The 24,221-nt window shown below is 52.3% G+C and carries 20 protein-coding genes; 5 read left to right on the top strand and 15 right to left on the bottom strand.

What is annotated here, in order from left to right:
- The first annotated feature begins 41 nt into the window (after positions 1-41).
- Positions 42-611, top strand: a complete 570-nt coding sequence (locus CEK60_RS03645) for a hypothetical protein (protein ID WP_089037869.1) — start codon at positions 42-44, stop codon at positions 609-611.
- Here CEK60_RS03645 and CEK60_RS03640 read toward each other — a convergent pair.
- The gene (locus CEK60_RS03640) at positions 608-2,506 is read right to left on the bottom strand and encodes a monovalent cation:proton antiporter-2 (CPA2) family protein (RefSeq protein ID WP_089037868.1); all 1,899 of its coding nucleotides are present in this window, start codon (positions 2,504-2,506) and stop codon (positions 608-610) included. The two genes, CEK60_RS03645 and CEK60_RS03640, sit on opposite strands and share 4 nt — an antisense overlap.
- Before the next feature lie 118 nt (positions 2,507-2,624).
- Here CEK60_RS03640 and CEK60_RS03635 point away from each other — a divergent pair, with 118 nt between their 5' ends.
- Genes CEK60_RS03635 through CEK60_RS03625 form a run of 3 tightly spaced genes read left to right on the top strand, consistent with a single transcriptional unit; the run spans position 2,625 to position 5,001 of the window.
- On the top strand, positions 2,625-2,918 hold the full coding sequence (locus CEK60_RS03635) for a Trp family transcriptional regulator (protein ID WP_038485152.1): 294 nt from the start codon (positions 2,625-2,627) through the stop codon (positions 2,916-2,918).
- A gap of 2 nt (positions 2,919-2,920) precedes the next feature.
- Positions 2,921-4,345, top strand: a complete 1,425-nt coding sequence (locus CEK60_RS03630; protein WP_089037867.1) for an anthranilate synthase component I family protein — start codon at positions 2,921-2,923, stop codon at positions 4,343-4,345.
- Positions 4,342-5,001 carry an anthranilate synthase component II gene (locus CEK60_RS03625; RefSeq protein ID WP_089037866.1) on the top strand — a complete coding sequence of 220 codons (660 nt, stop codon included), beginning with the start codon at positions 4,342-4,344 and terminating at the stop codon, positions 4,999-5,001. The genes CEK60_RS03630 and CEK60_RS03625 overlap by 4 nt, the downstream gene beginning before the upstream one ends.
- Positions 5,002-5,071: 70 nt before the next feature.
- Here the strand turns inward: CEK60_RS03625 and rluF are convergent, their stop codons facing one another.
- The 7 genes from rluF to cysM all read right to left on the bottom strand — a co-directional run bounded on the left by rluF (position 5,072) and on the right by cysM (position 15,051).
- Positions 5,072-6,112, bottom strand: a complete 1,041-nt coding sequence (rluF, locus tag CEK60_RS03620) for a 23S rRNA pseudouridine(2604) synthase RluF (RefSeq protein ID WP_089037865.1) — start codon at positions 6,110-6,112, stop codon at positions 5,072-5,074.
- Positions 6,113-6,180: 68 nt separating this feature from the next.
- Positions 6,181-6,726: a DUF924 family protein gene (locus tag CEK60_RS03615; protein WP_089037864.1), complete on the bottom strand. Its 546-nt coding sequence runs from the start codon at positions 6,724-6,726 to the stop codon at positions 6,181-6,183.
- A 65-nt stretch (positions 6,727-6,791) separates the two neighbouring features.
- Positions 6,792-9,440, bottom strand: a complete 2,649-nt coding sequence (gene ppc / locus CEK60_RS03610) for a phosphoenolpyruvate carboxylase (protein ID WP_089037863.1) — start codon at positions 9,438-9,440, stop codon at positions 6,792-6,794.
- 61 nt (positions 9,441-9,501) lie between these two features.
- Positions 9,502-10,341 carry a nucleoside triphosphate pyrophosphohydrolase gene (gene mazG, locus CEK60_RS03605; RefSeq protein ID WP_089037862.1) on the bottom strand — a complete coding sequence of 280 codons (840 nt, stop codon included), beginning with the start codon at positions 10,339-10,341 and terminating at the stop codon, positions 9,502-9,504.
- Entirely contained in the window at positions 10,341-12,617 is a 2,277-nt protein-coding gene (relA, locus tag CEK60_RS03600; protein ID WP_089040838.1) for a GTP diphosphokinase, read from the bottom strand. The genes mazG and relA overlap by 1 nt, the downstream gene beginning before the upstream one ends.
- A 70-nt stretch (positions 12,618-12,687) precedes the next feature.
- A complete protein-coding gene (locus CEK60_RS03595; protein WP_089037861.1) occupies positions 12,688-14,154 on the bottom strand; it encodes a TRAM domain-containing protein in 1,467 nt (488 codons plus the stop codon).
- Positions 14,155-15,051, bottom strand: a complete 897-nt coding sequence (gene cysM, locus CEK60_RS03590; protein ID WP_089037860.1) for a cysteine synthase CysM — start codon at positions 15,049-15,051, stop codon at positions 14,155-14,157.
- A gap of 91 nt (positions 15,052-15,142) precedes the next feature.
- On the opposite strand from cysM, the gene CEK60_RS03585 reads away from it, so the two are divergent.
- On the top strand, positions 15,143-17,860 hold the full coding sequence (locus CEK60_RS03585; RefSeq protein WP_089037859.1) for an ATP-binding protein: 2,718 nt from the start codon (positions 15,143-15,145) through the stop codon (positions 17,858-17,860).
- A gap of 18 nt (positions 17,861-17,878) precedes the next feature.
- On the opposite strand, the gene acpS is transcribed toward CEK60_RS03585, so the two are convergent.
- The 7 genes from acpS to lepA all read right to left on the bottom strand — a co-directional run bounded on the left by acpS (position 17,879) and on the right by lepA (position 24,096).
- Positions 17,879-18,256 (bottom strand): holo-ACP synthase, encoded by a 378-nt coding sequence (gene acpS, locus CEK60_RS03580; protein ID WP_089037858.1) that lies wholly within the window; start codon positions 18,254-18,256, stop codon positions 17,879-17,881.
- A 1-nt stretch (position 18,257) separates the two neighbouring features.
- Positions 18,258-19,076: a pyridoxine 5'-phosphate synthase gene (gene pdxJ / locus CEK60_RS03575; protein WP_089037857.1), complete on the bottom strand. Its 819-nt coding sequence runs from the start codon at positions 19,074-19,076 to the stop codon at positions 18,258-18,260.
- A gap of 35 nt (positions 19,077-19,111) precedes the next feature.
- Entirely contained in the window at positions 19,112-19,804 is a 693-nt protein-coding gene (gene recO / locus CEK60_RS03570) for a DNA repair protein RecO (RefSeq protein WP_089037856.1), read from the bottom strand.
- Between the two features lie 8 nt (positions 19,805-19,812).
- Positions 19,813-20,712, bottom strand: a complete 900-nt coding sequence (gene era / locus CEK60_RS03565; RefSeq protein WP_038485185.1) for a GTPase Era — start codon at positions 20,710-20,712, stop codon at positions 19,813-19,815.
- Positions 20,709-21,401: a ribonuclease III gene (gene rnc, locus CEK60_RS03560; protein ID WP_089037855.1), complete on the bottom strand. Its 693-nt coding sequence runs from the start codon at positions 21,399-21,401 to the stop codon at positions 20,709-20,711. Before rnc ends, era begins: the two co-directional genes overlap by 4 nt.
- A 61-nt stretch (positions 21,402-21,462) precedes the next feature.
- Positions 21,463-22,266 (bottom strand): signal peptidase I, encoded by an 804-nt coding sequence (gene lepB, locus CEK60_RS03555; RefSeq protein ID WP_089037854.1) that lies wholly within the window; start codon positions 22,264-22,266, stop codon positions 21,463-21,465.
- A 15-nt stretch (positions 22,267-22,281) separates the two neighbouring features.
- The gene (gene lepA, locus CEK60_RS03550) at positions 22,282-24,096 is read right to left on the bottom strand and encodes a translation elongation factor 4 (protein ID WP_089037853.1); all 1,815 of its coding nucleotides are present in this window, start codon (positions 24,094-24,096) and stop codon (positions 22,282-22,284) included.
- Positions 24,097-24,221: the final 125 nt, after the last annotated feature.

Raw genomic sequence — 24,221 nt, 5'->3', positions numbered from 1 at the left:
GATTAAGATAACTTCCTTAGCCAGGGACACGAGGAACGCCAATGAAACGCTTGGCAAGCACCCTGTTGTGTAGTTTTGCTGGCTCCATGCTGCCATTGATGGGCTGTTTAGCCAGCAGCGGAGAGACCGACCTCGCCTATGCAGCTCCGAACAGCGAGTTTATGGCCCTGCGCAACGGTGTTGTTCTAGAAGGCAGTGACTTAAGCAGCCTCGATAGCTACACTACAGGTTTCCGCTTTTCGGCAGGTTTTAGCCCATGGCAATTACCGCAGCTGGATATTGGTGCTGAAATTGCCTACCGCGAAAGTGAAGAAGTTCCCATCACCTCCAGTGCTGACCCCCTCATCATGGATACTCTCAGCTTAGGCGGAGCGATCGTCGCAGGCGTGCGAATGGGCGCCTTCAGCGTTTACGCTAAGTCTGGCCTCACCGAGTGGCGTGGCGAAACCGATCAGCCACTGGCCGACGACGGCGGCACCGCCTTCCTGCAAGGCTTTGGCGCCACCATGACCATCAATCGTTTGGTAAGCCGCGTAGAGTACGAACGCATCGATGCCCCGACCCTCAGCCACCTCAATATGTTAAGCGCTTCCCTGCACCTACCGTTTTAGCGATTTTCTTCAGATGCCTGTTCAGGCGGCGTCCATACGGGTTCTTCAGCTTGATTTGACTCATCCCAACCGTAGCGCATTGACCTACTCAGCGCTTCTTCCAGTTTCATGAACAGTTCGCCGTAACGCGGGCTAAAGCTAATCCCCTCCTCAATCTCTTTCCAGGCTTCAAACAGCTCATCTTCATGGGCACTTTCGTGTTGCTCAAACGAGTCGATCATCTGCTTAGCACGCATAGGGTGTACGCCCATAGCCGTCAACGTATGGCCGCCAAGCTCTAGCGCAGAGTGATAAACCTCTCTGGTTATATCGTCAGCCCCTGCTTCGCGAAGCTGATATCCATGGCCACGGTCAAATGCACGCGCTAATACCCAAACGTTGGGATGGTAATGCTTAACATGCTTCACCATATCAACAGCGCGATCGCGATCATCAATCGCAACCACCATCACTCGCGCATTCGCAATGCCCGCAGTTTCTAAAAGGTCTGAACGACTGGCATCGCCAAAGTAGCTTTTAATCCGAATATGGCGAAGGAGCTCAATTTGCTCAATTTCGAGGTCCAAAGCCACGATGGGAATGTTATTGGCGCGCAACAAGCGACATACAATCTGTCCAAAACGACCGACACCGGCGATGATCACTGGCGCTTGCTCTTCGATCTTATCGGCATCGCGCGTAGCGTTTTTAGCTGTTTGGTAGCGCGGCAGTACTAAGCGGTCGTAGGCAATAAACAACAGCGGTGTCGCAAACATGGAAAACGCGACAACCAGCGAAAGTAATTGCGACACATCAACAGGAATAACGTTGCTCTGCACGCTGTAAGTTAACAGCACAAAGCCAAATTCCCCTGCCTGCGCAAGGCTTAACGTAAACAACCAGCCATTGCTATTACGAACCCGGAACAACATGGCTAACCCGAACAGGATAGTGCCCTTTACGACAATAACGCCAAGCACTAATACCAATACGGTTGGCCACTGCGACGCGAATACCTGAAAGTCGATGCCAGCCCCAACCGTGATAAAAAACAGTCCGAGCAAAAGCCCTTTAAACGGTTCGATGTTGGCCTCAATTTCGTGCTTGAATTCGCTATTAGCGAGTACGATACCGGCTAGAAACGCGCCAAGCGCTGGAGATAAATTGACAACCCCCATCAACGCTGCAATGCCAATAACCAGCATTAAAGCGGCAGCTGTAAACACCTCTCTCAAGCCAGAAGAAACCACGTAGCGAAACAGCATCGGTCCAAGGTAATGCCCACTAATAATGACGATCCCGATAGCCCCAACCACCACCAGCCCGTGGAGCCATCCAGGCATATCCTCGACAAGGCTAAGGCTGCTATGTTCAGCGTAACTACCACCTTCTCCCATTAGTTCGGGCAGCGCCAATAGTGGGATCAACGCCAACATCAGGATCACCGCGATGTCTTGAAATAGCAGCACCGAAAACGCGCTGCGTCCGCCTTCAGTTTTCGTGAGTCCTTTTTCGTTTAGGGTTTGCAGCACAATAGCCGTTGAGGAAAGCGCGAAAATCAAACCGACGGCCAAGGATGTTTGCCAGGCAAGTCCCAGCCACCAAGCAACAGCGGTACCTGCAGCGGCTGTTATCAGCACCTGTAAACCACCCATCCCTATCAAGCTTACCCGCATGGCCCACAGCCCTTTTGGGTCGAGCTCCATACCGACTAAAAACAGCATCATCACCACACCAAACTCGGCGAAGTGCTGAATCGTCGTAGTTTCCTGACCGACTAATCCCAGCATTGGGCCTATCACCACCCCAGCGACCAAATAACCGAGCACCGAACCAAGTCCAAACCGCTTGGCAAGGGGAACAGCGATTACCGCTGCAATGAGATAGATAAACGCTTGAATAAAATAGTCGGTCATCGGGCTTCCTCAAATTAACACGAAGGGCTTGACTTCATTACGCAATAGGATACCGTACTAGTACGCTAGTACAGCAACTTATTTCCTTACTTTTGTGGCAATACGGTGAACTCACTTTATGTCATTTGATGATGACCATCAGGCTGATTTAGTACGCTATTTACTTGCCATTGATTCGCCAGAAGCAATGGACGAGGCACTAGCCAGCCTGTTAACGCCCGCAGAGTACCAAGAAATCTGCAAACGCCTACAGATTTTTAAGCTTTTGCGTGAAGGAGTCCCCCATCGCAAAATCGCTGAAATCCTGGGCGTCGGTATTGCCACGGTATCCCGCGGTTCGCGCGCTTTAACCACGCTACCTTCTTCAACGTTACCTTCATCACTACCGTCACCCACTTCACGGACCGATTAATCATGACGACGATTACGCCTGCTTCATCAGGCCCACAGCCTTTTACGCTGTCGCGCAAGCCTCACTACGTCACCCTGGCAGCGGACTGTGACTTTTTTGCTCTGTTTCAAAAAATTGAACGCCAATTTGATACCTGTTACATGCTGGAATCACTCGGCGAAGATAGCCATATGGCGCGCCACTCGATTATTGGCTTTGACCCTGAGTACACGCTTTACGCCAATGGCAGCACGTTAACTATTGAAGATCGTGACGGTAATTCAAACCACTATCCAAGCGATAACCCTTATGAGCTGCTGCGCAGCTTGATTCCGCAAAATATTATTTCTCGTAAGTATGCGGGTGGGCTAAGTGGTTATCTTGGTTATGACGCCATGCAATACTTTGAGCCTTCGTTATCGTTGAAAGCTAGCGACGATTTCGACACGTTTCGATTTGGCCTTTATAAAGATGGTTTGATCCTCGACAAAATGACCGGGGAAGTCACCTATTTTTATTACGACAACAGTCGCTACGCGTTTCTGCAAACCTTGATCGACGCTGATGATATCTCCCCAGGCGAGCTGCATATTACTGCGCTGGGCGACACCATGAGCCGCGAAGAGCACGCCGAAGCGGTGGCCAAGGTGAAGCAGGACATCATCGACGGTAAGGTTTTCCAGTGCGAAGTCGGCTTTAAAAAACGCTTTAGCATTAAAGGCGATACGCTAGCGCTCTACGATCAGCTGCGCACCATTAACCCATCGCCACAGATGTACTACGTGAAATTTGGCGAGCAGAAGCTGATTGGCGCAAGCCCCGAGCTTTTGTTCAGGCTCCGCCAGGGCGAGATGGAGACCTTCCCACTGGCAGGCACCACTACTCGTGGCAAAACCCCGCAAGAAGACACGCAGCTAGCTCGTGCGCTACTCAACGATCCCAAAGAGATTGCCGAGCACAATATGATTGTGGACCTACACCGCAACGATATTGGCCGAGTGGCGCAATTTGGCACGGTGAAAGTACGTAGCCTTATGGACATCAAACGCTTTAGCCACGTACAGCATATCTCCAGTGAAATTGTTGGCATTATTGCCGAAGGCGAAGACATGTTTACATCGCTTGCCAGCAACTTCCCTGCGGGTACGCTGACGGGCGCGCCAAAAATCGAAGCGATGAAAATTATCGATGACTTGGAAACTGACGGTCGCGGCCCTTACGGCGGCGCGGTTGGTCAATTCTCATTTAACGGCGATTGCACCTTTGCGATTCCCATTCGCACAGTCTTTGTAAACGGTGAAAGTGCTTACGTGCAAACTTGTGGCGGCAACGTGTTTGATAGTAACGCCGAAGATGAGTACGAGGAAATACGCCGCAAATTTGCAGGCACCCGCAAAGCCCTTGCTCCTTTTATGAGCGCGGATATGGACATGGAGAGCCAAGCATGAAGGTGCTAATTATCGATAACTACGACTCCTTCACCTATAACTTGTATCAGTTTATTGGTGAGATTTTAACCACCGAGAAGAATCGCGGCGAACTGCCTCATTTCGAGATTATTGTTAAGCGCAATAATCAAGTCGACTTCAAAGCGATAGAAGCCATGGCGCCTGATCGGATTATTATCTCGCCGGGCCCAGGCTCGCCGGATGATCCGCGTTACTTTGGCGTCTGTGCCGACGTTATCGAGAAACTCGGCAAAACCACGCCACTGTTGGGCGTGTGCCTGGGCATGCAGGGTATTGTTCACGTCTTTGGCGGCAAGGTGGTAAAAGCGCCTCTGCCGATGCACGGCAAAATCAGCCCGATCAACCACAACAATCGCTCGGTATTTAATGGCGTACCTGACCAGCTTGAGGTGATGCGCTATCACTCATTGATTGCCGACGCGTTCACCCTGCCCGACTGCCTGGAAGTGACCGCAACAGTGGGCGCGCTAGGTGCTGACAAGTTTGAGCAACGCAGCCACTGGCAAACAGTGGGTGAGTTTGAATTGATGGGCGTAAAGCACCGTGATTACCCCATTCACGGCATTCAGTTTCACCCTGAATCGTTTGCCACAGAAGGTGGCAAAGAACTCATTGCTAACTTCTTATTTGCCTGATCCATCAGCTTGTAGGTATGCAATAGGTTAGGCGCTAAAGGCGGGCACCCAGGGCTGCCCGCCCTACTCTCTAACGCTTTCCTTTCGGGCGACCAACACGGCCTTTCCCCACCGGCTTGGCCCCTGCCTTGCTGTTTTTTCCTGCGCCAGCGGTTTTGCCCCTGGGCTGCGGTTTACCCGAAGCACTGGCTTTTGGGCCAGTTCTCACTTTACCGCTGGCGGTTCTTTTACCCTTGGGCGGCGGTTTATTGCCAACCGTTTTAGCACCCGGCTTAGCCGGTTTCTGGCGACCCTGTTTCTGCCGCTCCTTGGTGGCTGTTTTTTTCGGTTTGTTAGCGCCTGACCCCGAATTGTAATCCTGCCTTGCTGTCTGGCGCTTTTCAGGCACTGCCTCAGAGCGTTCTGTCAGCGCGACAATCGTATCGATCTCTTTAGGGGTTAAATCCCGCCAGTCACCTAGAGCCAAACCTTGCAGGGAAACATTCATTATTCGTGTGCGAACAAGCTGAGTGACCTCGTAGCCAAAGTACTCGCACATACGGCGAATCTGGCGGTTCAACCCTTGCACCAGCGTAATAGAGAACACAAACGTCGACGCTTTGGTCACTTTGCACTTTTTAGTCACCTGCCCAAGGATCGGTACCCCCTTTTGCATGCCGGCAACAAATTCATCGGTAATCGGCTTGTTGACCGTCACCACATACTCTTTTTCATGATTATTATTAGCGCGCAGGATCTTATTAACCAAGTCGCCATTATTGGTTAGAAAGATCAGTCCCTGGGAGTCCTTATCCAGGCGCCCGATGGGAAAGATGCGCGTGCCGTGCTTCACGAATTCAACAATATTGTCTTTTTCGCTAGACTCAGTGGTACTGACTATTCCCACCGGCTTATTTAGCGCAATCAGCACTAAATCCTCTTCTTCCTGAGGCTCAATCTCTTGACCGTTGACCTTAACCCGATCACCCGGCACCACTTGGTCGCCTGTCGTTGCCCGACGCCCATTAATCCAAACGTTGCCTTGTTCAACATAGCGGTCAGCCTCTCGGCGAGAACACAAACCGCTTTCGCTGATGTATTTATTGATGCGGGTAGATTTTCGTAACGACATAAAACGCCATAGGCAGAAGTGTGGTGAAGTGATTAAGCAAAATTCAAACGCTAACGTTAAAAGCCTAACTAGAAGCCGGACCCAGGTTGTTTAAGAAACTCTATTTCGGCTGGCGTAGATACCCGGCCCAACACGTCGTTGCGGTGGGGATAACGACCAAAGCGGTCAATGATCGCTTTGTGACGAATTTCGAAATCCAGGTTGTTCTCTAACCCAGGCTGATCAAACAGCTGCATTGCCACCTCATGAATAGCGGCAGACTCACTGTGCATATAAGGCATGTATAAAAAACTACGCTCGACGGGAGCCAGTTCGTTATCCACCGCTAAAGCAACCGCTTCCTGTGCAAGCGCTAAGGCTAACGCGTCACTGGCGAAGGCTTGCGGGTGGTCACGGTAGATATTTCGCGAAAACTGGTCCAACACAATAATTTCAGCCAGCCTCCCTCGAGCAGTACTGCGCCACTCATAACATTCACAGGCAGCCGCTTTGGTCAGCAGTGGGCCGAAACGCTGGGTAATCTGCTGATCCATCGACGTATCTTTTTTAAACCACTGCGCTGGCGTTAATTCATTAAACCAAAACGACAGTACTGACTGAGCACCCTGTATCATCGCGCCCCCCAATTCCTAGTAAGGTGATGACGGCGCCGCCACACGCAGTGGCGGCGCACGCTTTGTTAGCCTGTATTGCGTAACCCTGCTGCAATACCTGCCATGGTCACCATGAGCGCACGAGAGAGATCTGCACTAATGGCGCCGTCGGCGTCCCGATTACGCTGCAGAAGCTCCGCTTGCAGGCCATGAAGCGGGTCGATGTAAGGGTTGCGCACATCAATTGCTTGGCGAATAAGCGGGGTGTTTTCAAGCAGCTTCTCTTGCTGAAGGATATCCAGCACGACGTTTTCAAGCCGTTCAAAACGCTCACGTAGTTTCTTGCCCAGCGCTTTCAGCGAAGGCTCATCGACTAGGCGATGCTCATAGTAAGCCGCAATCGCTACGTCCGCTTTGGCCAACAGCATCTCCAACATATCGAGATAGGTGCCAAAGAACGGCCACTGGCTGCGCATTTCTTGCAATACTTCCCGGCCACCTGGCTGCTCTAGGCGTCGCGAGAACGCCTCACCACTGCCCAACCAAGCGGGTAGCATCAAGCGAATCTGCGTCCAGGCAAAAATCCACGGAATCGCTCGTAAGGTTTCCACGCCACCATCCTGGCGACGCTTGGTTGGCCGAGAGCCGAGCGGCAGCCTACCCAGCGCCCCTTCCGGCGTGACCGCACGGAAATACGGAACAAAATCAGGGTCTTCACGCACTACGCCAACATAGGCGGCATGGGCCACTTTCGCCAGCTGGTCCATCTCTTCACGCCACTGAGGCTCCGGTGCGGGCGGTGGCAATAGCGTCGCTTCCATGACCGCACAAGCGTAAATTTCCATAGAGCGCAGCGCGATATCTGGCTGACCAAACTTAAAGCGAATCATCTCACCTTGTTCGGTCACCCGTAGGCTGCCATTCACCGAGCCCGGCGGCTGGGAGAGAATCGCCGCATGCGCGGGGCCGCCGCCACGACCAACAGTGCCACCCCGGCCATGGAAAAGCGTCAAATCTACCCCATGTTTGTCACATACATCGACTAGCGACTCTTGGGCACGGTACTGTGCCCAGGCAGCAGCAAGCTGCCCGGCGTCTTTAGCCGAGTCTGAATAGCCAATCATGACTTCTTGACGGTCTTTCGCCAAAGCGCGGTAACCCGGTAGCGCCAGCAATTGGTCGATGACATCGCCCGCATGATCAAGGTCGTTCAGGGTTTCAAACAGCGGCGCGATAGGCAGCGTGACTTGGCCACCCACCTCTTTCATCAATAGCGCAACGGTTAATACGTCCGAAGGCTCGGCAGCCATTGAGATAATATAAGTACCCAACGCTTCGGCATGCTCTTGAGCAATCACTTTGAAGGTATCGAGCACTTCGCGGGATTCTGCCGAGCACTCCCAACGGCGTGGGATCAGCGGCCGACTTGATTCAAGCTCTGCGAGCAGGAACTCTTGACGCTGTGCTTCGTTCCAGTCCTGGTAGTGTCCCAAGCCCAGTGCACTGGTGAGTTCTTCCATTACCTGGGCATGGCGGCTGGCCTCCTGGCGCAAGTCAAGTTTGGTCAGCGTGACGCCGAACACTGCCACGCGGCGCAAGGTATCAAGCAGCGCGCCGTTTGCGATGGTGTCCAGCCCGACATCACACAGCGAGCGGTAACATGCCAGCAGCGGCGCGTAGAGCTGATCGCGGGTTTCAATAATTGGCCCGCCGTCATAGTTACGGCCATCTAGCTCTGCTTTTGCCCAGTCGCGTGTGGCTTCCATTTTATGCAGCAGTCGCTTGAGCAGCTCACGGTAAGGCTCAGCAACTTCTCCCACCTCTGCCTTCAGGGCGCTGTTGGCTTTCCACATTGAAAGCTCGGTTTTCAGCTGTTCAAGATCGCGCAAATAGAGATCGGCGGCCATCCAACGGCCTAATAACAGCACCTCTCGCGTCACCCGCGCGGTGACATTGGGATTGCCATCTCGGTCACCGCCCATCCAGGAAGCGTAGCGAATGGGCGCGGCATCTAGCGGCAAACGCTCTCCGGCAGTATCGAGTAATAAATTATCCAAATCGCGATGGAAGTCTGGCACTGCCTGCCATAAGGAGTTTTCAATAACCGCGAAGCCCCATTTGGCTTCATCAACAGGGGTTGGCCGCTCATGACGAATCTCATCGGTATGCCACGCCTGACTGATTAACTCTTCCAGGCGCCCCTGGGCGCGGGTTCCACGCTCTGGATAGTCTTCAGAGCTTTCAATCGCGGTTAGGCATTCGTCGATTGCGTCATATTTCTGAATCAACGTGCGGCGGATAACTTCTGTGGGGTGGGCAGTCAGCACTAGCTCAACGCGCATACTGGCCAGGGTTTCTACTAACTTACGGGGCGAATTACCCGCCTGCTGTGCACGGCTTAGCAGTTCACCAAGCACTGGCTGGGTACCAGGCTTGTAGTCTTCCACCCGGCGAAAGCGTGCCCGGTAGTGCTGCTCAGCAATATTGGCAAGGTTCAAAAACTGGTTAAACGCGCGCGTCACAGGCAGCAGGTCGCGTTCGGGCAACTGGCGTAGATACTCAATAAGCTCACGCTGCTGCAATGAATCGCCCTGACGTCCTCGCTTGGCATGGGCACGAATCGTTTCAATTTTATCAACAAATGACTGGCCTAAATCATCGGCAATCGTACGGCCCAGGCTATCACCGAGAATACGTACGTTATCACGTAGCGATTCGTGTAGGTCGTGACTCATTGGCATGGCCTCCTTGCGGGGTCGCATTAGTTGTTAAAAGCTAGTTGTGAAAAATAAGTTGTTAAGGGGTAAGCGTTTTTTCTTGTGCTTTAGCGGCTTGCCAGTGGGTTTCCATTTCATCCAGCGAGGCGTCGGTTAGCGGACGCGCATCGGCGGCAAGTTCGCGCTCTACGTAGCGAAAGCGGCGCTCAAATTTGGCATTCGTGGTACGCAAGCACTGTTCGGGGTCAGCACCCAATGTGCGAGCTAAATTAGTCACTGCAAACAACAAGTCGCCGACTTCTTCTTGAGCGTGCTGTTGGTTACCCTCGGCAAGGGCTTCTTCAACCTCAGCCAGCTCTTCACGGATTTTGTCCAGTACACCGCTGGCATCCGGCCAGTCGAACCCGACCCTGGCGGCACGTTTCGAGAGTTTCGCGGCACGGCTAAGCGCGGGCAGCGTACGCGGCACATCGTCAAGTACAGAGGGCGTGCTTTGCTGTGAACGCTCAGCACGCTCATCGGCCTTAAGCGCTTCCCAACGTGAATTAACGTGCTGGGTTTGTACGTCCTCGGCACTCACCCCAGGTGGACGTCGTGACGCTAGCGTGCCATCAGGAAATACATGCGGATGACGTCGCAACATCTTTGCGGTCAATGTATCGACGATGTCGTGGAAGTCGAAGCGCTGCTGTTCAGCACCAAACTGAGCGTAATAGACCACTTGGAACAGCAGGTCACCCAACTCGCCGGGCAATTCATCAAAAGCGCGCCGCTCAATAGCGTCAGCAACTTCGTAAGCTTCTTCCAGCGTATGGGGCACAATGCTGTCCCAATCTTGCTTAATATCCCAAGGACACCCCTGTTCCGCATTGCGAAGTACCGACATCAATGTCAGCAGATCCTCCACGCTATAACGCATCAGGCGCCTCCTCTACGGACGTTTTTCTCTGGGTCCGCATTGCGCAGACGACGTACTTCCGTCACGTTGGGCAACTGCTGGATACGTGAAAACAAACGGCCTAGCGCTTCAAGACCGTCGACTTCCAGCGTGATACGCAGTCGTGCAATCCCCTCGTCAGTATCCGTCAGTGTATTCACTGCTAACACATTGACCTTCTCGTTACCGAGTAGTCCGGTTACGTCGCGTAGTAAGCCGGAGCGATCCCAGGCTTGAATTTCAATCGTGACGGGGTAACGGGTGTGGGCACGTTCGCCCCACTCTACTTCGATAATGCGCTGGGGCTCTTCCATGCGCAATTGAAGGATGTTGCTGCAATCCTGGCGATGGACGGTGACGCCGCGACCTTGGGTAATAAAGCCAACAATCGGTTCGCCGGGCACTGGCCGACAGCAATTCGCCATGCTGGTTTTTAAGTTACCGACACCCAGTACGGTGATGTCGCTTTTAGTTGCTTTGCTTGGCTGGCGGCGTGGCTTCGCCAGCAACCGATCTAACTGCTCTTGATCGTCCGTTTCACCAAACAGCTGCTGGGCTTGATGAAGTACTTGACCGATACGCAGGTCGCCCGCGCCAAGGGCCGCATACATATCGTCGGCGTTTTGGTAGTTAACAGCAGCGGCAAGCTTAGCAAGGTCAAGCCCTTCAACATCCAAACGGCGCATCTCTCGCTCGAACAGCGCCCGCCCTTCGTCTAGGTTCTGGTCTCGTGCCTGGTACTTAAACCATGCCTGAATCTTCGCCCGCGCGCGTGAGGTGCGCACATAGCCCAAACTGGGGTTTAACCAGTCGCGGCTGGGGCCGCCTTTGGTGGCCGTTAAAATCTCGACTTGCTGGCCGGTTTTTAACTTATAGGTAAGCGGTACTATCCGGCCATTAATCTTGGCACCACGGCAGCGGTGACCAATTTCGGTATGCACGCGATAAGCGAAGTCGATGGGTGTGGCAATCCGCGGCAGGTCAATGACATGACCATCGGGAGTGAACACATAGATGCGGTCTGGCGCAACGTCGCTGGAAAGACCTTCACGCAGGTCGCCAAAGCCACCCACTTCATCCTGCCACTCAAGCACTTGGCGCAACCAGGCAATCTTTTCTTCATAGCTACGGCTTTTGGCGTTGGTATCATGCCCTTTATACCGCCAGTGTGCGCACACGCCTAATTCTGCTTCGTCATGCATAGCAAAGGTGCGAATCTGGATTTCCAGCACCTTATTTTCTGGCCCCATCACCGCGGTATGCAGTGACTGGTAACCGTTTTTCTTCGGGTTGGCGATATAGTCATCAAACTCGTTGGGCACATGGTGCCAACGCGAGTGAACAATTCCGAGTACGGTGTAGCAATCGGCCACATCAGGTACCAAGATGCGCACTGCGCGCACGTCGTGCACCTGGGAAAAATCAATCCGTTTGCGCTTCATTTTGCGCCAGATTGAATAAATGTGCTTGGCTCGCCCATCGACGTCGTAGTGGTGAATATTCTGGGCTTCCATCAAGCTCTTAATGGTTTCCACCACGTCATGAATATAGCGATCACGATCTAAGCGCTTTTCCGCCAGCAGCTTAGCAATCGCTTTGTACTCATCTTCATGCAGATAGCGAAACGATAGGTCTTCAAGTTCCCACTTGATTTGACCTATCCCAAGTCGATGAGCCAGCGGCGCATAAATATCAGCCACTTCACGCGCGACTTGTAAGCACTTTTCACGGGGCGCATCTTTTACTTGGCGCAAGGCGCAGGTGCGTTCAGCAATTTTGATCAGTGCAACGCGTACATCTCCGACCATGTTAACCAGCATTTTACGCAGGTTTTCCTGCTGGTTATGCTGGCTCATACCATGGTTGGGCGCTAGTGGGTAGCTAATGGCTGCCATCTGCAAAACGCCGTCAATCAGCTTAGCGACTTCTTCGCCAAACCGTTTGGTAACGGCGTCTATACTCAGCAGCCCTTCGCGAACCGCGCGATACAGCACGGCAGCCTCAAGGGTTGCTTGATCAAGCTTGAGCTCGGCCAGAATGTCGGCCATTTCCAGCCCCATTCGAAAACTTGAACCTGGCGAGAGCCACACACGGTGGGTTTGCGGCGCCTCTCGTTCCAACTGCTCAGCAAGCTCGCATGCTTGCAATAGTCGTTCGGGGTCGCGTAGGCGCACATCCTCTTGAAGGCGCGCTAACCACTGCTGTATGTCCACCTTTCCGCTTTCGGTAAGCGGCTGGTCTTCACGCACTTTCACCATGACAATCATTCATCCTTTCAGGGTGACGGCTAGCCATTTTCCGTCACCGAGGCTTGATGCAATGGGCAGGCTAGCCCTCGTATTCAAATAGCATCAGCGTTTCCAGGTGAGCAGTGTGTAAAAACATATCGGCCACTGCTACTTGCTTGACGCGATAACCTGCATGCACAAGGTGTGCCGCATCGCGAGCAAGCGTTGCCGGGTCACAAGAAATATAGGCCACCCGAGGTACATTGTAACTACCTAATACTTGGCAAACTGCTTCTGCACCGCTGCGCGGCGGATCTAGCACAATCGCATCAATTTGCTGATGCTCGCTCAATAGCGTTTGCACCTTTTTGGCGTCGCTTAAGTCTGCTTGCTGGGCATGCACATCCAGTAGGTTAACATTAGCGTTAGCGGTAATTCGTTCGACCATCGCTGGATTACCCTCTACAGCAAGCACCTTTGCTCCTGCGGCGGCTAACGGCAAACTGAAGTTACCAATCCCAGCAAAGAGATCTACGAGCTGTTGCCCTGGCGCTGGCTTTAACCATGCTACCACCTGGGCTACCATCTTTTGGTTAACCTCAGCATTTACCTGTAAAAAGTCACCTGGTGAAAAACGTAACGTCACTAGGCTGGATGCTTTATCACCCGGCAAACAGTGTTCACTTGTGGGTGAACTCGCTCTTTGAATTCCGAGTTCATCAAGATTAAGTACTTCTTGTAGAACGGGTGTAGCGCCACCATGCGCACCATTCCAGTGCAAAGCAGGTGTTTCCCGCCCTAACCAAGTGCCGAGCAAGACCTGCTGCTGTTCCGCAAACTGCTGCCAGCGCACCCTATCTTGATCATGGGCTTTTAACTGACGCACTAGCACTACTGTCGCCTCATCGGTCGCCAGTAATTCGACATGGCCAACGAGACGGGGCGAGGCTAATGTTGCCAGCAGTTGCCGTAACGGAAGAATCAATTTGTTCAGCGCTGGCACCAGCACATGGCACTGCTCAATATCAACTAATCGGTGGCTGTTGGGTGCTCGAAACCCCAGGAGAACATTACCCTGACCATCTACCCTAACCCCCAAACGGGCGCGACGTCGGTAGCGCTCGCTACTACCATCTAACGCCGCAATAGGGCCTAGCGTAAGGCCCTGACGCGCCATTAGCTCGGTGACAACGTCGCGCTTATGCTGGCGTTGTGCAGTAAGATTAAGATGCTGTAAATCACAGCCTCCACACTGCCCAAAGTAACTACAGGGAGGCTCAACCCGCTGTTCTGAAGAGGTGAGCCGGTTTTTTATATGCGCTTCGTCATACCGCTTACGCGTCACGTGTATCGCCACATCGACATGTTCACCGGGAAGCGCTTGGTCAATAAAGACTGTTTTTCCCTCGACATTATGCGCTACACCACGGCCATCATGCGCTAAACGCTCAACCACCAGCGTTGTCGAAGTATCGTCTTTTGACTCAGTTTTACGGCTTGATTGGCGAACTAGCCCTGAGTGTCCCGAGGCGGGGCGAGATGGCCGCCGCTTACCCAACATGGCCATCTATAACTCCGGGGCAAATAAGCCTGTGGAAAGGTAGCGATCGCCTCGGTCACAAACGATGAAGACAATGACCGCGTTCTCAGTTTGTTCTGCGATACGCAGTGCTCCAGCCAAGCTGCCACCTGACGACACCCCGGCAAAAATACCTTCTTCACGCGCCAAGCGGCGCATGTGGGCTTCTGCTTCTTGCTGAGCGATATCAAGGGTAATATCAACCCTTGGTGCTTCAAAAATCGACGGCAGGTACTCTTTTGGCCAACGACGAATCCCCGGTATGCTCGCACCATCCGCCGGTTGTAAACCGACAATTTGGATCGCTGGATTTTGTTCCTTAAGATAGCGAGACACCCCCATGATGGTGCCCGTGGTCCCCATTGAACTGACAAAATGCGTCACTTCACCACCGGTTTGCTGCCACACTTCGGGCCCCGTTGTGCGATAGTGCGCAAGCGGGTTATCTGGATTGGCAAATTGGTTTAGCGGTTTACCTTCGCCTCTTGCAATCATCGCATCGGCAATATCTCGCGCCTCTTCCATCCCGCCTTCTTTGCTCGCTGACACCAATGTGGCACCGTAAGCCGCCATCGCCTGCTTACGCTCTTCAGAAGCGTTTTCAGGCATGATTAGCGTCATTTTGTAGCCTTTGATAGCAGCGGCCATGGCCAAGGCAATACCCGTATTACCCGAGGTTGCTTCCACCAGCGTATCGCCTGGAACAATATCGCCCCGTGCTTCAGCTTCACTTAACATAGAGAGGGCCGGGCGGTCTTTCACCGAACCAGCAGGGTTATTGCCCTCTAGCTTGGCTAGAAGCGTGTTATTACGACCAGCCGTTATGCGCTTTAAACGAACCAGTGGCGTATTGCCAACCACATCTTCGAGCGTCGGATAATTCATCGTACATTCCTTATCATCACCATTATGCTGCATTATATCGGTGCTGCCGTTAGCTTGACAGGCAACCTCATTGAATCAACGAGCTTCTCTCATGTCTTTAAACACGCGCTTACTCTTTGCGTTACTCGGGCTTCCACTTCTTGTCTATGCCGTCATGGCACTATTGCTGGTGGTGCAAAGCGAGACCACCGGCCGTGACATGCTAGAAGAGCGCTTAGTTAGCGCTGGTGAATTACTGGCACCAAGCCTGGGTAACGCCATGATAGATGGCGACTTGCCTCGTTTGGAAGCCATTGCCAGACAGCTCCTGGAGCACAAAGGGTTACGTGCGGTGACGCTTTTCGACGAGCAAGGGAGTCGCTTATTGGTACTGGGACATTCGATACCTCCCCCCCCTCGCCTAAATGCCCCCAATGCTACGACACTCACCATGGATGAAGCTATTTGGCGTTTACAGGTACCTCTAACCACGTCTTACGGCCAACCATTTAATCTCGCTAATACTGGCTGGCTTGAAGCCGAAATGGACATACGCACGCTTAAATTGGAGCGCTATAAGCTCATTGCTAGCCTTAGCTTAGGCGGCATGCTGCTTGGGCTGCTGCTTTTTTTAGTCGCGTTTGCGATCAGCCGCTACGCTACTCGTCCAATTGAAGAGGCGAATCAAGCGCTTTATCGCCTATCCCGGGGGGACTACCGGCCTTATATGGCGGCTGCCCGCCCTACCGAGTTTCGCCAACTGGCAGAGCATATCAATGGGTTAGCGGAACATTTTCGGCAAGCCCAGCATGATATGCAAAGCCAAATCGAGCAAGCGACCAGTGAACTACAAGAGTCCATGGAGACGATTGAAGAGCAAAATATCAAACTCGATCTTGCTCATCGAAGCGCACTACGCGCGAATGCAGTGAAGTCTGAATTTCTGGCTAATATGAGCCACGAAATCCGCACCCCTTTAAATGGCATCATTGGTTTTTGCCGTTTATTAGGCCGCTCCTCTCTCGACGTTCGGCAGCAAGAATGGCTAGAACATGTGCACCGTGCGTGCGATAACCTGTTGATGCTAGTCAATGATGTGCTGGACTTCTCGAAACTAGAAGCCGACCGGCTAACGTTAGAAGAAGTCGATATCGATCTTGTGTCGCTGATGGATGAGGTTGTTGGCCTTCATGCGCCTGAAGCTCAACGCAAACGACTGCATTTAGTGGCGATGGTTTATGACGATGTGCCGTCAGCGCTGTGCGGCGACCCGCTACGCATCCATCAAGTCCTCAATAATTTGACCAGCAATGCCCTGAAGTTTACCCAGAAGGGAGAAGTCATCATTCGTGTCATGCTGGACAGCCAGGAGGGCCAGCATGTTGTGCTGCGTATTAGCGTTAGTGACACAGGCATTGGCTTGAGCGAACAACAACAAAAGCAGCTATTTAGTGCCTTTTCCCAGGCAGATCCTAGTCACTCCAGACAATTTGGCGGCAGTGGTTTAGGGCTGACGATTTGCAGGCAATTAGTTCAACGAATGGGTGGAGAGATTTCAGTTGATAGCGAGCCTGGAGAAGGTGCAACCTTTTCATTTACGTTGCCGCTACTTGCCGACATGACCAAGGAACGGCCACAGGAACTCTCACTCGACGGCTCAATTATTCGTTTACATGAGCCCCATCTACCCACTCGCAATGTGTTGGAACACTTAATGGAACGCTGGGGCGCAACTGCCGTCTCTTTCATTGAATCTGGCAACGAGCAACTGCTACTGCTGAGCCTAGATCATGATGACTTCAGCGGTGAGCGAAAGACCTATTGGCAGTCAGTAATTGCTCAAGCGCCCTGCCCAACACTCATCCTTGCAAACGCCACTAGCTTTGAACTGCCTCACTGGGAGCTTCCTAATGGGGGGGATATACTATGTAAACCATTTACCAGAACTCAATTGATAGCCACGTTCAAACAACTACTGGAACCTGTCGCAGCCACTATTTCTGCCAGCGCACAAACGGTTAAAGCGCTCCCTTCATCAACATTCACGGTTCTGATCGTTGACGATAATGCGCCCAACCGCGAGCTATTAAAGGCTATGCTCGAAAATGAGCATATCAACATTGTATTGGCTGCCAGCGGCCAGGAAGCGTTGGATTACGCGCGTCAGAACGAAGCAGACATGGTGCTAATGGATATTCGTATGCCTGATATGGACGGTGTTCAAACCACCCAGGCTTTGCGGCGCATTAATAATAGCTGGGCGCGCTGCCCAATTATTGCCGTGACCGCACACGTGCTAAGCGATGAACGTCAGCAGTGGCTTGTGGAGGGTTTAGACGACGTATTGGTGAAGCCTATCAATGAAACTCAGCTGCAACAGCAATTTCAACGCTTCTTGGGCATTACGCTGCCAATCAGTCCGCTGTTACAGACGTCCCCAAAAGCCCCTGCTCTTGGGTATACACCGGCTCTTGGATATACACCTGCTGCGTTATCCGTCATTGATCTTGAGCTCGGCACGCGCCTAGCAGGCGGCAACCCCGAGTTCGCCAAACAGCAGCTAAAGCGATTGATCGATAGTCTAAGTGAATGCGAACAGCAAATTCGCAGCGCTTTCGAAGAAAACAACCTGACGGTCTTGCTCGATCATGTTCATGCGCTCAATGGTGCCAGCCGTTACTGCGGAGCACCCGAGCTCGCGCTAACGGTCGAAACGTTGGAGACACGCTTACGCACCGGGGGCTTGGAACAGGCTGAAAATTTACTTGATAAGCTGTATACCGCCATCAAACGCCTCAGGGAGCAGCGGAGCACCTTAAATCAGCGCTAGCCCGCTAGCGTTCAAGTACTAACGTTCAAGTACCACAAATGCCACCGCGTAATCTGCTTCATCACTGAGCGTTATATGAGTAGCCGAGGCGCCGCTAGCTTGAAATAGACGAAGCGCCTCACCACTTAGCTGCAGGCTTGGCTTGCCCAGCGAATCATTGAGGATCTGAATATCGCCCCATTGCATACCGCTTCTCAGGCCAAGCCCAAGCGCTTTAACATACGCTTCTTTCGCTGCAAAACGCTTTGCCAAATAGCTAACGGGCTGACCTTTTGTCTGCCACACAGCCTGCTCTTCAGGGCCTAAAATTCGCTGGGCAAAGCGTGGCCCATGACGTTTTACTGCCTTAGCAAAGCGCTCGACACGGGCGATATCCGACCCAATTCCGACAATCATCTTAGTGGCTACAGCAACCGCTATGCGTGTGTTCATCCTCGTGCTCATGCACATGAGCATCTAACGCCGCCATTAATCCAGCTTCCTGACCAGCAATGATCAAGCGTTTCATTTCTTGAATCGCATCTTTCAAGCCGACAAAAAGAGCTCGAGCAATAATGGCGTGACCAATATTGAGCTCATTAACACCCGGTAGCGCAGCAATCGCCTCAACGTTGTGGTAGTGCAAGCCATGCCCAGCATTAACCACTAAGCCAGCAGAAACAGCGTGAATGGCCGCTGCACTCAGGCGCTCATATTCAGCAATAGCCGCCTCACTGCCAGGTTTTGCTTCTGCATAGGCGCCTGTATGCAGCTCAATCGTTGGTGCCCCTGCACGAATGGCAGCATCAATTTGCGCGTTATCAGGATCGATGAACAAAGACACGTCGCAACCGACTGCGCTTAAGCGCTCACAGGCATTGGCAATAAGATCAAAACCACCCACAACGTCCAAGCCGCCTTCGGTGGTTAGCTCTTCACGCTTTTCTGGTACTAAACACACGTGTGCCGGGCGTATTTCCTCAGCCAGCACGAGCATTTCTTCAGTGACTGCCATCTCTAAATTCATGCGCGTATTAAGCATTTCTGCCAATAGGCGAACGTCTCTAGGCTGAATATGGCGACGATCTTCACGCAGGTGAACCGTGATGCCGTCAGCGCCCGCTTCTTCTGCTAATAGTGCCGCTTGAACTGGATCAGGGTAACGAGTACCACGCGCTTGGCGTAGCGTCGCAATGTGATCGATGTTAACGCCTAATAAAATCCGCGGAGGATGCATCGCGTGTCTCCAATAAGTGATATCAAAATGCCCACCTAGCGCTGTCGGCGGCGGGCCAAATCGAGCATTAGTTCTCGGGAACGTAAAGCAGTCGCGCCTAAATGAGGCGCCAGCGCTGCCCGCATCACCGCTTTTAATGCACTTGCTAAGCCAACGGGCTGCCAATCGCCTTGATCAATATAGCGCAGCGTGCGGCCTTCGATGCCCTGCTCAGCAGGTACAAAAGCACGACTTGCGGCATCAAATCGATAACGCGTTTGAGGATCGAGCGCAGCGCCATCGTAAGTACAAAAACGCGGTGTTGCCTCTAACGTCTCCAACAGCGCCCATTCAAAACGTCGCAGCGCCAAGGCGCGGTTCGCCGGTGTTGGCAATGCCTCTAACAGCGCGCTATAAAATGCAAAAACCTCTGGTGCTGCAAGCTCCAAAGGCAGTAGACGCGTGGCTATTTCATTGGCATATAAGCCGCAGAGCAACCCTTCTCCGGCTAGCAATGCCGTCTGGCCTCGTGACTCCATCAGCGTTAATCGCTTTAGCTCACGCTCGCCGCGCCACGACACAAACAAAGGGGTAAAGGGTTGCAGCCGTTGACGCGACTTAGAACCTGGCCGCTGCCCTCCATGGGCAACGGCGCGGATACGGCCATGGTTAAGGGTTAACAAATCCACCAGCGCACTGGTTTCACGGTAAGGCCTGCGATGCAGTAAAAACGCTGGCTCTGCCGACATGGAAGCACTCAATCGAGATCGTAACCCAAACTCTTTAATGCCCGCTCGTCATCAGACCAGCCGCGCTTCACTTTCACCCATAGATTGAGCATTACCTTGGTACCCAAGGCACGCTCCATATCCAGGCGGGCTTCGCGACCAATGCTTTTAATACGCTCGCCATTCTCACCGATCAAGATCACCTTTTGCCCCTGACGCTCGACCAGGATTAAGGCACTGATATGGGTCACACGCTCGGTTTCACGGAACTCTTCGATTTCCACGGTCATTTGATACGGCAGTTCATCACCCAGTTGACGCATGACTTTTTCACGCACCAACTCAGCCGCCATGAAGCGCAAGCTCTTGTCAGTGATTTGATCTTCCGGGAAAAAGTGAACGCTCTCTGGCAAGTATTTGGCAACTTCCTGTTCGAGCGTATCAACTTGGGTGCCATGTTTGGCAGAAATAGGCACAACCGCAGCAAACTCACGGCGTGCACCTACTTCAGCTAACCAGGGTAACAAGTCACCTTTATCGTTTAAGCGATCTACCTTGTTGACCGCTAGAATCACCGGTGCTTTCACGTGCTCAAGCCGCTTTAGTACGGCTTGGTCTTCATCCGTCCAACGGGTGCGGTCGATAATAAACACCACACAGTCAACGTCACGCAACGCCTGTGTTGCCGCTTGATTCATAAAGCGGTTGATCGCTTTATTGCGGTCTTTTGACATGATGTGCATGCCAGGCGTATCAACATAGATGAACTGTGTCTCTTCTACCGTCTTAATGCCCATCACCTGATGCCGCGTGGTTTGAGGGCGACGCGAAGTAATAGAGATTTTTTGCCCTAGAATCCGGTTCATGAGGGTTGATTTGCCTACGTTGGGCCGCCCAACGATGGCCACGAAGCCGCAGGTTTGACTCATGACTTGTCTCCAGGTGTTTTTTCAAGGTGGAATAGCGCTTCTTCAGCTGCCTGTTGTTCAGCATGGCGGCGGCTGGGACCTTTACCAGTGGTATGCTCGGTTAGCAAATCAATGTAGCACTCCACGGTAAAGGTCTGGGCATGCGCCTCCCCCTTTACAGAGACTACTTCATAGCGTGGCAACGCTGCCTGACGCGATTGCAAAAATTCTTGCAAACGTGTTTTGGGATCTTTCTGGGTATCTTGTAGCGAAATATTCTCAAGCCGCTCGGCGTACCATGCCAGCACACGTTGACGAACGACATCCATGCCCGCATCTAAATAAATAGCGCCAATCACAGCTTCTACTGCATCAGCCAAAATGGATTCGCGGCGATGCCCGCCGCTCTTCATTTCTCCTGAGCCAAGCCGTAAGCATTCGCCAAACTCCATTTCTCGAGCCAACTCAGCCAATGTCTGACCTTTTACCAAACGCGCTCTAAGACGTGATAACTGTCCTTCCCTAGCCTGAGGAAAACGTTGGAAAAGCGCCTCAGCGATTACAAAATTGACGATAGAGTCACCCAGAAATTCCAGGCGCTCATTGTTACGACCACCGTAGCTACGATGGGTCATGGCCAGTTCCATCAGCGTAGGGTCACCGAAGGTATGGCCGATTCGTCGGCAAAAAGCGATTAAGGAATTACTCACAGTGCTCCTACGTCGTTGACGTTAACTAATATGACAGCATTAACAATTTCTAAACTATTTTTCATTCAATACGCCGCACACTGGTAAAGCTAGGCAAGCCACCGTCCCAATGCATCCAAACGGCAAACGCTCTTCCAACAATATTATCTTCAGGAACAAACCCCCAATAACGGCTATCGTTGGAGTGATCACGGTTATCACCCATCGTGAAATAGTGCCCATCCGGAACAACCACTTCACGCATCTGGGGCCCAGGATCACGGGGGTTATTATATATATAGTGGCTAACGCTACCTAATTGCTCTTCCAATAATAGCTGTTGCGGCGAAAGTTCGGGGCCTTCTTCAATCAATGCTTTAGTAACTGGCTCACCGTTAACATACAGCTGTTTTCCTTCATAGCGAATACGGTCACCCGGCAAACCAACCACACGTTTAATAAAGTTGACCGACGGCTCCTCTGGAAAGCGGAACACCATCACGTCGCCGCGCTCGGGATCATCAACTTCTAAAAAACGGCTGTGCAGCACCGGTAATCGCAGGCCATAGGCAAACTTATTCACCAAGATAAAGTCACCCACTTCAAGCGTCGGCTTCATTGATCCAGATGGAATTTGAAACGGCTCAATAATAAAACTACGTACGACCAACACCACCAGCAGAACTGGAAAAAATGAGCGTGAGTAGTCAATCGGCCATGGCTCTTTGAGCAACGTCTCTCGAGTCGTTCCATCCAGGCCTTCCGTGGTAGCTGCTTCAGCAGCGGCCAATCGCTCACGCCGCTTAGGTCTCAGCCAAAGCACATCCAGCAAATATATTGCCCCAGAAAGTGCAACGGCAATCACCAGTAATAATGAAAAATCCATGTGGGGTAAGTATCCCTAGTCGTTTACCTTGAGCACAGCAAGGAAGGCATCCTGGGGAATTTCAACACGCCCCACCTGTTTCATCCGTTTCTTACCGGCCTTCTGTTTTTCCAATAGTTTCTTCTTACGGCTTACATCACCGCCGTAACATTTGGCCGTCACGTTTTTACGCAGCGCTTTGACTGTTGAGCGCGCGACAACCTGGCCACCAATAGCGGCTTGAATAGCCACATCAAACATTTGCCGCGGAATCAGCTCTTTCATTTTTTCCACTAGCAGGCGACCACGGTTATGCGCATGGTCACGGTGGATAATGACGGCCAGTGCGTCAACTTTATCGCCATTGATCAGCACGTCCAGGCGAACCAACTTAGCCGCTTCAAAACGTTCGAAGTTGTACTCAAGTGATGCATAACCACGAGAAATAGACTTCAAACGATCAAAGAAATCCATGACCACTTCTGACATGGGCAGCTCATAGGTTAACTGGATCTGATTCCCCAGGAACTGCATATCTAATTGCGTACCGCGACGCTGCTCACACTCAGCAATCACGTTACCAACATACTCCTGAGGAACCAGAATGCTGGCACGCACGATGGGTTCACGCATCTCATCAACATCTGCCATATCAGGCAATTTCGAGGGGTTCGATACGTATTGAATCTCGCCGTTTTTCATGGCGAGCTCATACACCACCGTCGGCGCTGTGGTCAGTAGATCAAGATCATATTCACGCTCTAAGCGCTCTTGAATGATCTCCATATGCAGCGTACCCAGGAAGCCGACGCGGAAACCAAAGCCCAATGCATCCGAGTTTTCCGGCTCATATTCAAGCGAAGCATCATTGAGCGCAAGCTTCTCAAGCGCATCCCGAAAGTCTTCGTAGTCATCGGCACTAACCGGGAACATACCTGCATATACCTGCGGTTTCACTTTTTGGAAACCAGGCAAGCGGGGAACATCAGGGGTTTTGGTGTGGGTAATTGTATCGCCCACCGGTGCTCCGTGGATCTCCTTGATGCCAGCGACAATAAAGCCTACTTCACCAGCACGCAAAATATTGGTCTCTTTGCGAAGCGGTGTAAAGATCCCTACTTCGGTGGCCCCCCAGTCACGCCCTGTGGACTTGATGCGGATTTTGTCGCCTTTGCGCAATGTTCCGTCGAATAAGCGCACTAGCGAGACAACCCCAAGATAGTTATCGAACCAAGAGTCGATAATAAGCGCTTGCAAAGGTGCTTCTGGGTCACCCTTAGGAGGCGGAATATCCCGCACTAACCGCTCTAATAAGGCGTCGATGCCGATCCCGCTTTTAGCCGACACTTGGCAGGCATCGGTGGCATCCAAACCGATAATTTCTTCGACTTCCTGTGCGACACGATCAGGGTCAGCCTGGGGCAAATCAATCTTGTTAAGTACTGGGAGTACTTCCAAGCCCTGTTCAATTGCGGTGTAGCAGTTGGCAACCGATTGAGCCTCCACACCTTGTGCGGCGTCTACCACCAACAGCGCTCCCTCACAGGCGTAAAGAGAACGCGACACCTCGTAAGAGAAGTCCACGTGCCCAGGCGTGTCAATGAAGTTGAGTTGATAGACTTCACCGTCTGCAGCCGTGTAGTCAAGCGTGACGGACTGCGCCTTGATGGTAATACCACGCTCGCGCTCAATATCCATGGAGTCGAGCACTTGCTCCTTAAGCTCTCGCTCGGTCAAACCGCCGCAGGTCTGAATCAAACGATCTGATAGCGTCGATTTACCATGATCAATATGCGCGATAATAGAGAAATTTCTTATGTGTTTGATCTTACTGTCTTTTTCGTTTGTCATGTGACGATTTAATCCGGGGTGTGTACGCAGCCATGTACGATAAATGATTTTGCATGGCTGCGCTCAGTGTCGATTTCCCCCATTGTACCGTTCAACGTGGTTGCGTGCTACGAAAGTGAAATGGG

Source organism: Halomonas sp. N3-2A (genome assembly GCF_002216165.1).
In the GTDB taxonomy this organism is placed as follows: Bacteria; Pseudomonadota; Gammaproteobacteria; order Pseudomonadales; family Halomonadaceae; genus Vreelandella.
The sequence above is the reverse complement of the archived record's forward strand: the minus strand, read 5'-3'. Positions and strand labels throughout refer to the sequence as shown.

Bases quoted from the DNA above. Each gene is read 5' to 3' on its own strand.
- CEK60_RS03645 (WP_089037869.1), top strand. From the start codon at position 42: ATGAAACGCTTGGCAAGCACCCTGTTGTGTAGTTTTGCTGGCTCCATG.
- CEK60_RS03640 (WP_089037868.1), bottom strand. From the start codon at position 2,506: ATGACCGACTATTTTATTCAAGCGTTTATCTATCTCATTGCAGCGGTA.
- CEK60_RS03635 (WP_038485152.1), top strand. From the start codon at position 2,625: ATGTCATTTGATGATGACCATCAGGCTGATTTAGTACGCTATTTACTT.
- CEK60_RS03630 (WP_089037867.1), top strand. From the start codon at position 2,921: ATGACGACGATTACGCCTGCTTCATCAGGCCCACAGCCTTTTACGCTG.
- CEK60_RS03625 (WP_089037866.1), top strand. From the start codon at position 4,342: ATGAAGGTGCTAATTATCGATAACTACGACTCCTTCACCTATAACTTG.
- rluF (WP_089037865.1), bottom strand. From the start codon at position 6,112: ATGTCGTTACGAAAATCTACCCGCATCAATAAATACATCAGCGAAAGC.
- CEK60_RS03615 (WP_089037864.1), bottom strand. From the start codon at position 6,726: ATGATACAGGGTGCTCAGTCAGTACTGTCGTTTTGGTTTAATGAATTA.
- ppc (WP_089037863.1), bottom strand. From the start codon at position 9,440: ATGAGTCACGACCTACACGAATCGCTACGTGATAACGTACGTATTCTC.
- mazG (WP_089037862.1), bottom strand. From the start codon at position 10,341: ATGCGTTATAGCGTGGAGGATCTGCTGACATTGATGTCGGTACTTCGC.
- relA (WP_089040838.1), bottom strand. From the start codon at position 12,617: ATGGTGAAAGTGCGTGAAGACCAGCCGCTTACCGAAAGCGGAAAGGTG.
- CEK60_RS03595 (WP_089037861.1), bottom strand. From the start codon at position 14,154: ATGGCCATGTTGGGTAAGCGGCGGCCATCTCGCCCCGCCTCGGGACAC.
- cysM (WP_089037860.1), bottom strand. From the start codon at position 15,051: ATGAATTATCCGACGCTCGAAGATGTGGTTGGCAATACGCCACTGGTT.
- CEK60_RS03585 (WP_089037859.1), top strand. From the start codon at position 15,143: ATGTCTTTAAACACGCGCTTACTCTTTGCGTTACTCGGGCTTCCACTT.
- acpS (WP_089037858.1), bottom strand. From the start codon at position 18,256: ATGATTGTCGGAATTGGGTCGGATATCGCCCGTGTCGAGCGCTTTGCT.
- pdxJ (WP_089037857.1), bottom strand. From the start codon at position 19,076: ATGCATCCTCCGCGGATTTTATTAGGCGTTAACATCGATCACATTGCG.
- recO (WP_089037856.1), bottom strand. From the start codon at position 19,804: ATGTCGGCAGAGCCAGCGTTTTTACTGCATCGCAGGCCTTACCGTGAA.
- era (WP_038485185.1), bottom strand. From the start codon at position 20,712: ATGAGTCAAACCTGCGGCTTCGTGGCCATCGTTGGGCGGCCCAACGTA.
- lepB (WP_089037854.1), bottom strand. From the start codon at position 22,266: ATGGATTTTTCATTATTACTGGTGATTGCCGTTGCACTTTCTGGGGCA.
- lepA (WP_089037853.1), bottom strand. From the start codon at position 24,096: ATGACAAACGAAAAAGACAGTAAGATCAAACACATAAGAAATTTCTCT.